The 14,365-nt window shown below is 50.2% G+C and carries 5 tRNA genes and 7 rRNA genes; all 12 read right to left on the reverse strand.

Annotated elements, in window-relative coordinates:
- Positions 1-34: 34 nt before the first annotated feature.
- Positions 35-2,924 (reverse strand): 23S ribosomal RNA (locus tag ABDK09_22780).
- A 289-nt stretch (positions 2,925-3,213) separates the two neighbouring features.
- Positions 3,214-3,289, reverse strand: a tRNA-Ala gene (locus tag ABDK09_22785).
- A 42-nt stretch (positions 3,290-3,331) separates the two neighbouring features.
- Positions 3,332-3,408 (reverse strand) — tRNA-Ile (locus ABDK09_22790).
- A gap of 66 nt (positions 3,409-3,474) precedes the next feature.
- Positions 3,475-5,027, reverse strand: a 16S ribosomal RNA gene (locus tag ABDK09_22795).
- A gap of 386 nt (positions 5,028-5,413) precedes the next feature.
- Positions 5,414-5,529 (reverse strand): 5S ribosomal RNA (rrf, locus tag ABDK09_22800).
- An 88-nt stretch (positions 5,530-5,617) separates the two neighbouring features.
- A 23S ribosomal RNA gene (locus ABDK09_22805) occupies positions 5,618-8,508 on the reverse strand.
- 368 nt (positions 8,509-8,876) lie between these two features.
- Positions 8,877-8,952, reverse strand: a tRNA-Val gene (locus ABDK09_22810).
- A 27-nt stretch (positions 8,953-8,979) separates the two neighbouring features.
- A tRNA-Lys gene (locus ABDK09_22815) sits at positions 8,980-9,055 on the reverse strand.
- A 1-nt stretch (position 9,056) separates the two neighbouring features.
- Positions 9,057-9,132, reverse strand: a tRNA-Glu gene (locus ABDK09_22820).
- Positions 9,133-9,200: 68 nt separating this feature from the next.
- Positions 9,201-10,753 (reverse strand): 16S ribosomal RNA (locus ABDK09_22825).
- A 386-nt stretch (positions 10,754-11,139) separates the two neighbouring features.
- Positions 11,140-11,255, reverse strand: a 5S ribosomal RNA gene (gene rrf / locus ABDK09_22830).
- A 115-nt stretch (positions 11,256-11,370) separates the two neighbouring features.
- A 23S ribosomal RNA gene (locus ABDK09_22835) occupies positions 11,371-14,260 on the reverse strand.
- Together the 16S, 23S and 5S rRNA genes with 5 tRNA genes alongside form the textbook arrangement of a ribosomal RNA operon.
- Between the last annotated feature and the right edge of the window lie 105 nt (positions 14,261-14,365).

Genomic DNA, 14,365 nt, shown 5'->3' on the forward strand with positions numbered 1-14,365 from the left:
GCATTGAGTCCAATCAAAACCCCTTGGGTGTTGTATGGTTAAGCCTCACGGGCAATTAGTACAGGTTAGCTCAACGCCTCACAACGCTTACACACCCTGCCTATCAACGTTCTAGTCTCGAACAACCCTTTAGGACACTTAAAGTGTCAGGGAAGACTCATCTCAGGGCTCGCTTCCCGCTTAGATGCTTTCAGCGGTTATCGATTCCGAACTTAGCTACCGGGCAATGCGTCTGGCGACACAACCCGAACACCAGAGGTTCGTCCACTCCGGTCCTCTCGTACTAGGAGCAGCCCCCTTCAATCTTCCAACGCCCACGGCAGATAGGGACCGAACTGTCTCACGACGTTCTAAACCCAGCTCGCGTACCACTTTAAATGGCGAACAGCCATACCCTTGGGACCGACTTCAGCCCCAGGATGTGATGAGCCGACATCGAGGTGCCAAACACCGCCGTCGATATGAACTCTTGGGCGGTATCAGCCTGTTATCCCCGGAGTACCTTTTATCCGTTGAGCGATGGCCCTTCCATTCAGAACCACCGGATCACTATGACCTGCTTTCGCACCTGCTCGAATTGTCATTCTCGCAGTCAAGCGGGCTTATGCCATTGCACTAACCTCACGATGTCCAACCGTGATTAGCCCACCTTCGTGCTCCTCCGTTACTCTTTGGGAGGAGACCGCCCCAGTCAAACTACCCACCAGGCACTGTCCTCGAACCGGATAACGGTCCAGAGTTAGAACATCAAACATACAAGGGTGGTATTTCAAGGACGGCTCCAACGCAACTGGCGTCACGTCTTCAAAGCCTCCCACCTATCCTACACATGTAGGTTCAATGTTCAGTGCCAAGCTGTAGTAAAGGTTCACGGGGTCTTTCCGTCTAGCCGCGGGTACACTGCATCTTCACAGCGATTTCAATTTCACTGAGTCTCGGGTGGAGACAGCGTGGCCATCATTACGCCATTCGTGCAGGTCGGAACTTACCCGACAAGGAATTTCGCTACCTTAGGACCGTTATAGTTACGGCCGCCGTTTACCGGGGCTTCGATCAAGAGCTTCGACCGAAGTCTAACCCCATCAATTAACCTTCCGGCACCGGGCAGGCGTCACACCGTATACGTCATCTTACGATTTTGCACAGTGCTGTGTTTTTAATAAACAGTTGCAGCCACCTGGTATCTGCGACTCTCAATAGCTCCATCCGCGAGGGACTTCACCGTCAAGAGCGTACCTTCTCCCGAAGTTACGGTACCATTTTGCCTAGTTCCTTCACCCGAGTTCTCTCAAGCGCCTTGGTATTCTCTACCCGACCACCTGTGTCGGTTTGGGGTACGATTCCTTACAATCTGAAGCTTAGAGGCTTTTCCTGGAAGCATGGCATCAATGACTTCATCATCGTAGTGACTCGACATCGTGTCTCAGCCTTAGAGAGAGCCGGATTTACCTAACTCTCAAGCCTACGCACTTGAACCTGGACAACCGTCGCCAGGCCCACCTAGCCTTCTCCGTCCCCCCATCGCAATTGTAAGAAGTACGGGAATATTAACCCGTTTCCCATCGACTACGCCTTTCGGCCTCGCCTTAGGGGTCGACTTACCCTGCCCCGATTAACGTTGGACAGGAACCCTTGGTCTTCCGGCGAGGAGGTTTTTCACCCCCTTTATCGTTACTCATGTCAGCATTCGCACTTCTGATACCTCCAGCATGCCTTACAGCACACCTTCAACGGCTTACAGAACGCTCCCCTACCCAATACGATAAATCGCATTGCCGCAGCTTCGGTTTACAGCTTAGCCCCGTTACATCTTCCGCGCAGGCCGACTCGACTAGTGAGCTATTACGCTTTCTTTAAATGATGGCTGCTTCTAAGCCAACATCCTAGCTGTCTGAGCCTTCCCACATCGTTTCCCACTTAGCTGTAATTTGGGACCTTAGCTGGCGGTCTGGGTTGTTTCCCTCTCCACGACGGACGTTAGCACCCGCCGTGTGTCTCCCGGATAGTACTTACTGGTATTCGGAGTTTGCAAAGGGTTGGTAAGTCGGGATGACCCCCTAGCCTTAACAGTGCTCTACCCCCAGTAGTATTCGTCCGAGGCGCTACCTAAATAGCTTTCGGGGAGAACCAGCTATCTCCGAGTTTGATTGGCCTTTCACCCCTAGCCACAAGTCATCCGCTAATTTTTCAACATTAGTCGGTTCGGTCCTCCAATTGATGTTACTCAATCTTCAACCTGCCCATGGCTAGATCACCCGGTTTCGGGTCTATATCCAGAGACTGAACGCCCAGTTAAGACTCGGTTTCCCTACGGCTCCCCTAAATGGTTAACCTTGCCACTGAATATAAGTCGCTGACCCATTATACAAAAGGTACGCAGTCACACCACGAAGGTGCTCCTACTGCTTGTACGTACACGGTTTCAGGTTCTATTTCACTCCCCTCACAGGGGTTCTTTTCGCCTTTCCCTCACGGTACTGGTTCACTATCGGTCAGTCAGGAGTATTTAGCCTTGGAGGATGGTCCCCCCATATTCAGACAGGATAACACGTGTCCCGCCCTACTCGATTTCACTGAACATACGCTGCCGGTTACGGGGCTATCACCCTGTTTCGCGGTCCTTTCCAGAACCTTCACCTGACGCATATAAAGCTTAAGGGCTAATCCAATTTCGCTCGCCGCTACTTTCGGAATCTCAATTGATTTCTTTTCCTCGGGGTACTTAGATGTTTCAGTTCCCCCGGTTCGCTTCATTAACCTATGTATTCAGTTAATGATACGTGCTTATGCACGTGGGTTTCCCCATTCGGAAATCCCAGACTCAAATGACTCTTACTGTCTCATCTGGGCTTATCGCAAGTTAGTACGTCCTTCATCGCCTCTGACTGCCAAGGCATCCACCGTGTACGCTTAGTCACTTAACCATACAACCCGAAGGAGTTTCGAGTTGATGAACAAGTCACCAAGTTTGTCTGCAATTATTTAAACATGATGCAGACTTGATTTTGCCGGACTCAATTTTGAAACTTGAAAACAAGTTTCTACCAAGCACACTTGAATGTGTTGTTGGTGTATTCTATTAAGGAATACATTGAGAACTTTACAAATAATCTAAAAGATTATTTTGTCAGCTTTCCAAATTGTTAAAGAGCAAGATTCGTATCTCTGATGAGATGAACCATTTTTAAACACACTCGTAAGAGCGCTTAAAGATGGTGGAGCTATGCGGGATCGAACCGCAGACCTCCTGCGTGCAAGGCAGGCGCTCTCCCAGCTGAGCTATAGCCCCATCAGGTGTTGATACTGTGTGCCAATCTCCCGGGAGGAAGATTGGTGGGTCTGAGTGGACTCGAACCACCGACCTCTCGCTTATCAGGCGAACGCTCTAACCACCTGAGCTACAGACCCAGTATCGTCTCTTAAACGTTATAAACCATCAATCTGTGTGAACACTCATCGCAATAATCATTCGTATAAGGAGGTGATCCAGCGCCAGGTTCCCCTAGCGCTACCTTGTTACGACTTCACCCCAGTCATGAACCACAAAGTGGCAAGCGTCCTCCCGAAGGTTAAACTACCTGCTTCTTTTGCAGCCCACTCCCATGGTGTGACGGGCGGTGTGTACAAGGCCCGGGAACGTATTCACCGTGGCATTCTGATCCACGATTACTAGCGATTCCGACTTCATGGAGTCGAGTTGCAGACTCCAATCCGGACTACGACGCACTTTTTGGGATTCGCTCACTTTCGCAAGTTGGCCGCCCTCTGTATGCGCCATTGTAGCACGTGTGTAGCCCTACTCGTAAGGGCCATGATGACTTGACGTCGTCCCCACCTTCCTCCGGTTTATCACCGGCAGTCTCCCTGGAGTTCCCGACTTTACTCGCTGGCAAACAAGGATAAGGGTTGCGCTCGTTGCGGGACTTAACCCAACATTTCACAACACGAGCTGACGACAGCCATGCAGCACCTGTCTCAGAGTTCCCGAAGGCACTAAAGCATCTCTGCTAAATTCTCTGGATGTCAAGAGTAGGTAAGGTTCTTCGCGTTGCATCGAATTAAACCACATGCTCCACCGCTTGTGCGGGCCCCCGTCAATTCATTTGAGTTTTAATCTTGCGACCGTACTCCCCAGGCGGTCTACTTAACGCGTTAGCTCCGAAAGCCACGGCTCAAGGCCACAACCTCCAAGTAGACATCGTTGACGGCGTGGACTACCAGGGTATCTAATCCTGTTTGCTCCCCACGCTTTCGCATCTGAGTGTCAGTATCTGTCCAGGGGGCCGCCTTCGCCACCGGTATTCCTTCAGATCTCTACGCATTTCACCGCTACACCTGAAATTCTACCCCCCTCTACAGTACTCTAGCCTGCCAGTTTCAAATGCAATTCCGAGGTTGAGCCCCGGGCTTTCACATCTGACTTAACAAACCACCTGCATGCGCTTTACGCCCAGTAATTCCGATTAACGCTCGCACCCTCCGTATTACCGCGGCTGCTGGCACGGAGTTAGCCGGTGCTTCTTCTGCAGCTAACGTCAAACGAATGCGCTATTAACACACCCGCCTTCCTCACTGCTGAAAGTACTTTACAACCCGAAGGCCTTCTTCATACACGCGGCATGGCTGCATCAGGCTTGCGCCCATTGTGCAATATTCCCCACTGCTGCCTCCCGTAGGAGTCTGGACCGTGTCTCAGTTCCAGTGTGGCTGATCATCCTCTCAGACCAGCTAGGGATCGTCGCCTTGGTGAGCCCTTACCTCACCAACTAGCTAATCCCACCTGGGCATATCCTGACGCGAGAGGCCCGAAGGTCCCCCTCTTTGAGCCGAAGCTATTATGCGGTATTAGCCATCGTTTCCAATGGTTATCCCCCACATCAGGGCAATTTCCCAGGCATTACTCACCCGTCCGCCGCTCGCCGCCCTTAACGTTCCCCGAAGGTTCAGTTAAGTCGCTGCCGCTCGACTTGCATGTGTTAGGCCTGCCGCCAGCGTTCAATCTGAGCCATGATCAAACTCTTCAATTTAAGATTTTGTCGGCTCAATGAATACTGACTTCAAATTACCTTAGTAATTCAAAGCTATTATCATTCCAACAGAATGATAATGAATTGACTGTGCCGATACCGAAGTATCGATTGGTCACTCAGTTCATTGATACCTAAGTTGATTCTTTAGAATCATCTTCGATTATCATCAACGAGTGCCCACACAGATTGATAGGTTTATATTGTTAAAGAGCTTTGCTTTCAGTGCCTTAGCACTTGGGCAGGACGCGTATATTACGCTGTGCACCGTGAAAGTCAACATAAAACTTTAAGTTTTTTAAAAGCTTTATGGTGACTCGTCTACTTAGTAGACAAGCACGCAGTTTTGCTTTCAGATTTTCTAAAATCTGAAGACAAGAATAAGAGCCTGGCGATGTTCTACTCTCACATGGGGAAGCCCCACACTACCATCGACGCTGTTTCGTTTCACTTCTGAGTTCGGAATGGAATCAGGTGGGTCCAAAACGCTATGGTCGCCAAGCAAAATTTTAAAATCTGGAAAGCTGTTTATGTTCTCACACACATTCAATGCACTTGCATTGAGTCCATCAAAACCCCTTGGGTGTTGTATGGTTAAGCCTCACGGGCAATTAGTACAGGTTAGCTCAACGCCTCACAACGCTTACACACCCTGCCTATCAACGTTCTAGTCTCGAACAACCCTTTAGGACACTTAAAGTGTCAGGGAAGACTCATCTCAGGGCTCGCTTCCCGCTTAGATGCTTTCAGCGGTTATCGATTCCGAACTTAGCTACCGGGCAATGCGTCTGGCGACACAACCCGAACACCAGAGGTTCGTCCACTCCGGTCCTCTCGTACTAGGAGCAGCCCCCTTCAATCTTCCAACGCCCACGGCAGATAGGGACCGAACTGTCTCACGACGTTCTAAACCCAGCTCGCGTACCACTTTAAATGGCGAACAGCCATACCCTTGGGACCGACTTCAGCCCCAGGATGTGATGAGCCGACATCGAGGTGCCAAACACCGCCGTCGATATGAACTCTTGGGCGGTATCAGCCTGTTATCCCCGGAGTACCTTTTATCCGTTGAGCGATGGCCCTTCCATTCAGAACCACCGGATCACTATGACCTGCTTTCGCACCTGCTCGAATTGTCATTCTCGCAGTCAAGCGGGCTTATGCCATTGCACTAACCTCACGATGTCCAACCGTGATTAGCCCACCTTCGTGCTCCTCCGTTACTCTTTGGGAGGAGACCGCCCCAGTCAAACTACCCACCAGGCACTGTCCTCGAACCGGATAACGGTCCAGAGTTAGAACATCAAACATACAAGGGTGGTATTTCAAGGACGGCTCCAACGCAACTGGCGTCACGTCTTCAAAGCCTCCCACCTATCCTACACATGTAGGTTCAATGTTCAGTGCCAAGCTGTAGTAAAGGTTCACGGGGTCTTTCCGTCTAGCCGCGGGTACACTGCATCTTCACAGCGATTTCAATTTCACTGAGTCTCGGGTGGAGACAGCGTGGCCATCATTACGCCATTCGTGCAGGTCGGAACTTACCCGACAAGGAATTTCGCTACCTTAGGACCGTTATAGTTACGGCCGCCGTTTACCGGGGCTTCGATCAAGAGCTTCGACCGAAGTCTAACCCCATCAATTAACCTTCCGGCACCGGGCAGGCGTCACACCGTATACGTCATCTTACGATTTTGCACAGTGCTGTGTTTTTAATAAACAGTTGCAGCCACCTGGTATCTGCGACTCTCAATAGCTCCATCCGCGAGGGACTTCACCGTCAAGAGCGTACCTTCTCCCGAAGTTACGGTACCATTTTGCCTAGTTCCTTCACCCGAGTTTCTCTCAAGCGCCTTGGTATTCTCTACCCGACCACCTGTGTCGGTTTGGGGTACGATTCCTTACAATCTGAAGCTTAGAGGCTTTTCCTGGAAGCATGGCATCAATGACTTCATCATCGTAGTGACTCGACATCGTGTCTCAGCCTTAGAGAGAGCCGGATTTACCTAACTCTCAAGCCTACGCACTTGAACCTGGACAACCGTCGCCAGGCCCACCTAGCCTTCTCCGTCCCCCCATCGCAATTGTAAGAAGTACGGGAATATTAACCCGTTTCCCATCGACTACGCCTTTCGGCCTCGCCTTAGGGGTCGACTTACCCTGCCCCGATTAACGTTGGACAGGAACCCTTGGTCTTCCGGCGAGGAGGTTTTTCACCCCCTTTATCGTTACTCATGTCAGCATTCGCACTTCTGATACCTCCAGCATGCCTTACAGCACACCTTCAACGGCTTACAGAACGCTCCCCTACCCAATACGATAAATCGCATTGCCGCAGCTTCGGTTTACAGCTTAGCCCCGTTACATCTTCCGCGCAGGCCGACTCGACTAGTGAGCTATTACGCTTTCTTTAAATGATGGCTGCTTCTAAGCCAACATCCTAGCTGTCTGAGCCTTCCCACATCGTTTCCCACTTAGCTGTAATTTGGGACCTTAGCTGGCGGTCTGGGTTGTTTCCCTCTCCACGACGGACGTTAGCACCCGCCGTGTGTCTCCCGGATAGTACTTACTGGTATTCGGAGTTTGCAAAGGGTTGGTAAGTCGGGATGACCCCCTAGCCTTAACAGTGCTCTACCCCCAGTAGTATTCGTCCGAGGCGCTACCTAAATAGCTTTCGGGGAGAACCAGCTATCTCCGAGTTTGATTGGCCTTTCACCCCTAGCCACAAGTCATCCGCTAATTTTTCAACATTAGTCGGTTCGGTCCTCCAATTGATGTTACTCAATCTTCAACCTGCCCATGGCTAGATCACCCGGTTTCGGGTCTATATCCAGAGACTGAACGCCCAGTTAAGACTCGGTTTCCCTACGGCTCCCCTAAATGGTTAACCTTGCCACTGAATATAAGTCGCTGACCCATTATACAAAAGGTACGCAGTCACACCACGAAGGTGCTCCTACTGCTTGTACGTACACGGTTTCAGGTTCTATTTCACTCCCCTCACAGGGGTTCTTTTCGCCTTTCCCTCACGGTACTGGTTCACTATCGGTCAGTCAGGAGTATTTAGCCTTGGAGGATGGTCCCCCCATATTCAGACAGGATAACACGTGTCCCGCCCTACTCGATTTCACTGAACATACGCTGCCGGTTACGGGGCTATCACCCTGTTTCGCGGTCCTTTCCAGAACCTTCACCTGACGCATATAAAGCTTAAGGGCTAATCCAATTTCGCTCGCCGCTACTTTCGGAATCTCAATTGATTTCTTTTCCTCGGGGTACTTAGATGTTTCAGTTCCCCCGGTTCGCTTCATTAACCTATGTATTCAGTTAATGATACGTGCTTATGCACGTGGGTTTCCCCATTCGGAAATCCCAGACTCAAATGACTCTTACTGTCTCATCTGGGCTTATCGCAAGTTAGTACGTCCTTCATCGCCTCTGACTGCCAAGGCATCCACCGTGTACGCTTAGTCACTTAACCATACAACCCGAAGGAGTTTCGAGTTGATGAACAAGTCACCAAGTTTGTCTGCAATTATTTAAACATGATGCAGACTTGATTTTGCCGGACTCAATTTTGAAACTTGTTAAACAAGTTTTTACCAAGCACACTTGAATGTGTTGTTGGTGTATTCCACTAAGGAATACATTGAGAACTTTACAAATAATCGCCTATCTGTTTAAAGATAAGGATTATTTTGTCAGCTTTCCAAATTGTTAAAGAGCGTTGTTTCTTTCGAAACAGAGTACCTGTTTGGCACTTTCTAAAGATTCTCAGCGTCAGAAATCCGAACCACGTACGTTTTACTGAAGTGGTTTGGAAATTGAAATCCAAAAATACTTAGAGAGTGGTGGGCGATACCGGGTTCGAACCAGTGACCCCCTGCTTGTAAGGCAGGTGCTCTCCCAACTGAGCTAATCGCCCATCTTATTTTAATTCCCATGGAAGGAATGGTGGGTCGTGCAGGATTCGAACCTGCGACCAATTGATTAAAAGTCAACTGCTCTACCAACTGAGCTAACGACCCGTGGTATCCCGTAGGGGAGTCGAACCCCTGTTACCGCCGTGAAAGGGCGGTGTCCTAGGCCTCTAGACGAACGGGACACTAAGATACTCTTCTTTATCTAAACCGTATCAATCTGTGTGAACACTCATCGCAATAATCATTCGTATAAGGAGGTGATCCAGCGCCAGGTTCCCCTAGCGCTACCTTGTTACGACTTCACCCCAGTCATGAACCACAAAGTGGCAAGCGTCCTCCCGAAGGTTAAACTACCTGCTTCTTTTGCAGCCCACTCCCATGGTGTGACGGGCGGTGTGTACAAGGCCCGGGAACGTATTCACCGTGGCATTCTGATCCACGATTACTAGCGATTCCGACTTCATGGAGTCGAGTTGCAGACTCCAATCCGGACTACGACGCACTTTTTGGGATTCGCTCACTTTCGCAAGTTGGCCGCCCTCTGTATGCGCCATTGTAGCACGTGTGTAGCCCTACTCGTAAGGGCCATGATGACTTGACGTCGTCCCCACCTTCCTCCGGTTTATCACCGGCAGTCTCCCTGGAGTTCCCGACTTTACTCGCTGGCAAACAAGGATAAGGGTTGCGCTCGTTGCGGGACTTAACCCAACATTTCACAACACGAGCTGACGACAGCCATGCAGCACCTGTCTCAGAGTTCCCGAAGGCACTAAAGCATCTCTGCTAAATTCTCTGGATGTCAAGAGTAGGTAAGGTTCTTCGCGTTGCATCGAATTAAACCACATGCTCCACCGCTTGTGCGGGCCCCCGTCAATTCATTTGAGTTTTAATCTTGCGACCGTACTCCCCAGGCGGTCTACTTAACGCGTTAGCTCCGAAAGCCACGGCTCAAGGCCACAACCTCCAAGTAGACATCGTTGACGGCGTGGACTACCAGGGTATCTAATCCTGTTTGCTCCCCACGCTTTCGCATCTGAGTGTCAGTATCTGTCCAGGGGGCCGCCTTCGCCACCGGTATTCCTTCAGATCTCTACGCATTTCACCGCTACACCTGAAATTCTACCCCCCTCTACAGTACTCTAGCCTGCCAGTTTCAAATGCAATTCCGAGGTTGAGCCCCGGGCTTTCACATCTGACTTAACAAACCACCTGCATGCGCTTTACGCCCAGTAATTCCGATTAACGCTCGCACCCTCCGTATTACCGCGGCTGCTGGCACGGAGTTAGCCGGTGCTTCTTCTGCAGCTAACGTCAAACGAATGCGCTATTAACACACCCGCCTTCCTCACTGCTGAAAGTACTTTACAACCCGAAGGCCTTCTTCATACACGCGGCATGGCTGCATCAGGCTTGCGCCCATTGTGCAATATTCCCCACTGCTGCCTCCCGTAGGAGTCTGGACCGTGTCTCAGTTCCAGTGTGGCTGATCATCCTCTCAGACCAGCTAGGGATCGTCGCCTTGGTGAGCCCTTACCTCACCAACTAGCTAATCCCACCTGGGCATATCCTGACGCGAGAGGCCCGAAGGTCCCCCTCTTTGAGCCGAAGCTATTATGCGGTATTAGCCATCGTTTCCAATGGTTATCCCCCACATCAGGGCAATTTCCCAGGCATTACTCACCCGTCCGCCGCTCGCCGCCCTTAACGTTCCCCGAAGGTTCAGTTAAGTCGCTGCCGCTCGACTTGCATGTGTTAGGCCTGCCGCCAGCGTTCAATCTGAGCCATGATCAAACTCTTCAATTTAAGATTTTGTCGGCTCAATGAATACTGACTTCAAATTACCTTAGTAATTCAAAGCTATTATCGTTCCAACAGAACGACAATGAATTGACTGTGCCGATACCAAAGTATCGATTGGTCACTCAGTTCATTGATACCTAAGTTGATTCTTTAGAATCATCTTCGATTATCATCAACGAGTGCCCACACAGATTGATAGGTTTATATTGTTAAAGAGCTTTGCTTTCAGTGCCTTAGCACTTGGGCAGGACGCGTATATTACGCTGTGCGCCGTGAAAGTCAACATAAAACTTTAAGTTTTTTAAAAGCTTTATGGTGACTTGTCTACTTAGTAGACAAGTACGCAGTTTTGCTTTCAGATTTTCTAAAATCTGAAGACAAGAATAAGAGCCTGGCGATGTTCTACTCTCACATGGGGAAACCCCACACTACCATCGACGCTGTTTCGTTTCACTTCTGAGTTCGGAATGGAGTCAGGTGGGTCCAAAACGCTATGGTCGCCAAGCAAATTCTTTTTAACTACCGCTTAAGGCGATAATTAATAATCTGGAAAGCTGTTTATGTTCTCACACACATTCAATGTACTTGCATTGAGTCCATCAAAACCCCTTGGGTGTTGTATGGTTAAGCCTCACGGGCAATTAGTACAGGTTAGCTCAACGCCTCACAACGCTTACACACCCTGCCTATCAACGTTCTAGTCTCGAACAACCCTTTAGGATACTTAAAGTATCAGGGAAGACTCATCTCAGGGCTCGCTTCCCGCTTAGATGCTTTCAGCGGTTATCGATTCCGAACTTAGCTACCGGGCAATGCGTCTGGCGACACAACCCGAACACCAGAGGTTCGTCCACTCCGGTCCTCTCGTACTAGGAGCAGCCCCCTTCAATCTTCCAACGCCCACGGCAGATAGGGACCGAACTGTCTCACGACGTTCTAAACCCAGCTCGCGTACCACTTTAAATGGCGAACAGCCATACCCTTGGGACCGACTTCAGCCCCAGGATGTGATGAGCCGACATCGAGGTGCCAAACACCGCCGTCGATATGAACTCTTGGGCGGTATCAGCCTGTTATCCCCGGAGTACCTTTTATCCGTTGAGCGATGGCCCTTCCATTCAGAACCACCGGATCACTATGACCTGCTTTCGCACCTGCTCGAATTGTCATTCTCGCAGTCAAGCGGGCTTATGCCATTGCACTAACCTCACGATGTCCAACCGTGATTAGCCCACCTTCGTGCTCCTCCGTTACTCTTTGGGAGGAGACCGCCCCAGTCAAACTACCCACCAGGCACTGTCCTCGAACCGGATAACGGTCCAGAGTTAGAACATCAAACATACAAGGGTGGTATTTCAAGGACGGCTCCAACGCAACTGGCGTCACGTCTTCAAAGCCTCCCACCTATCCTACACATGTAGGTTCAATGTTCAGTGCCAAGCTGTAGTAAAGGTTCACGGGGTCTTTCCGTCTAGCCGCGGGTACACTGCATCTTCACAGCGATTTCAATTTCACTGAGTCTCGGGTGGAGACAGCGTGGCCATCATTACGCCATTCGTGCAGGTCGGAACTTACCCGACAAGGAATTTCGCTACCTTAGGACCGTTATAGTTACGGCCGCCGTTTACCGGGGCTTCGATCAAGAGCTTCGACCGAAGTCTAACCCCATCAATTAACCTTCCGGCACCGGGCAGGCGTCACACCGTATACGTCATCTTACGATTTTGCACAGTGCTGTGTTTTTAATAAACAGTTGCAGCCACCTGGTATCTGCGACTCTCAATAGCTCCATCCGCAAGGGACTTCACCGTCAAGAGCGTACCTTCTCCCGAAGTTACGGTACCATTTTGCCTAGTTCCTTCACCCGAGTTCTCTCAAGCGCCTTGGTATTCTCTACCCGACCACCTGTGTCGGTTTGGGGTACGATTCCTTACAATCTGAAGCTTAGAGGCTTTTCCTGGAAGCATGGCATCAATGACTTCACCGCCGTAGCGGCTCGACGTCGTGTCTCAGCCTTAAAGAGAGCCGGATTTACCTAACTCTCAAGCCTACGCACTTGAACCTGGACAACCGTCGCCAGGCCCACCTAGCCTTCTCCGTCCCCCCATCGCAATTGTAAGAAGTACGGGAATATTAACCCGTTTCCCATCGACTACGCCTTTCGGCCTCGCCTTAGGGGTCGACTTACCCTGCCCCGATTAACGTTGGACAGGAACCCTTGGTCTTCCGGCGAGGAGGTTTTTCACCCCCTTTATCGTTACTCATGTCAGCATTCGCACTTCTGATACCTCCAGCAAACCTTACAGTTCACCTTCAACGGCTTACAGAACGCTCCCCTACCCAATACGATAAATCGCATTGCCGCAGCTTCGGTTTACAGCTTAGCCCCGTTACATCTTCCGCGCAGGCCGACTCGACTAGTGAGCTATTACGCTTTCTTTAAATGATGGCTGCTTCTAAGCCAACATCCTAGCTGTCTGAGCCTTCCCACATCGTTTCCCACTTAGCTGTAATTTGGGACCTTAGCTGGCGGTCTGGGTTGTTTCCCTCTCCACGACGGACGTTAGCACCCGCCGTGTGTCTCCCGGATAGTACTTACTGGTATTCGGAGTTTGCAAAGGGTTGGTAAGTCGGGATGACCCCCTAGCCTTAACAGTGCTCTACCCCCAGTAGTATTCGTCCGAGGCGCTACCTAAATAGCTTTCGGGGAGAACCAGCTATCTCCGAGTTTGATTGGCCTTTCACCCCTAGCCACAAGTCATCCGCTAATTTTTCAACATTAGTCGGTTCGGTCCTCCAATTGATGTTACTCAATCTTCAACCTGCCCATGGCTAGATCACCCGGTTTCGGGTCTATATCCAGAGACTGAACGCCCAGTTAAGACTCGGTTTCCCTACGGCTCCCCTAATTGGTTAACCTTGCCACTGAATATAAGTCGCTGACCCATTATACAAAAGGTACGCAGTCACACCACGAAGGTGCTCCTACTGCTTGTACGTACACGGTTTCAGGTTCTATTTCACTCCCCTCACAGGGGTTCTTTTCGCCTTTCCCTCACGGTACTGGTTCACTATCGGTCAGTCAGGAGTATTTAGCCTTGGAGGATGGTCCCCCCATGTTCAGACAGGATAACACGTGTCCCGCCCTACTCGATTTCACTGAACATACGCTGCCGGTTACGGGGCTATCACCCTGTTTCGCGGTCCTTTCCAGAACCTTCACCTGACGCATATAAAGCTTAAGGGCTAATCCAATTTCGCTCGCCGCTACTTTCGGAATCTCAATTGATTTCTTTTCCTCGGGGTACTTAGATGTTTCAGTTCCCCCGGTTCGCTTCATTAACCTATGTATTCAGTTAATGATACGTGCTTATGCACGTGGGTTTCCCCATTCGGAAATCCCAGACTCAAATGACTCTTACTGTCTCATCTGGGCTTATCGCAAGTTAGTACGTCCTTCATCGCCTCTGACTGCCAAGGCATCCACCGTGTACGCTTAGTCACTTAACCATACAACCCGAAGGAGTTTCGAGTTGATGAACAAGTCACCAAGTTTGTCTGCAATTATTTAAACATGATGCAGACTTGATTTTGCCGGACTCAATTTTGAAACTT

The sequence above is a fragment of the Vibrio sp. CDRSL-10 TSBA genome (genome assembly GCA_039696685.1).
Taxonomy (GTDB): Bacteria; Pseudomonadota; Gammaproteobacteria; order Enterobacterales; family Vibrionaceae; genus Vibrio.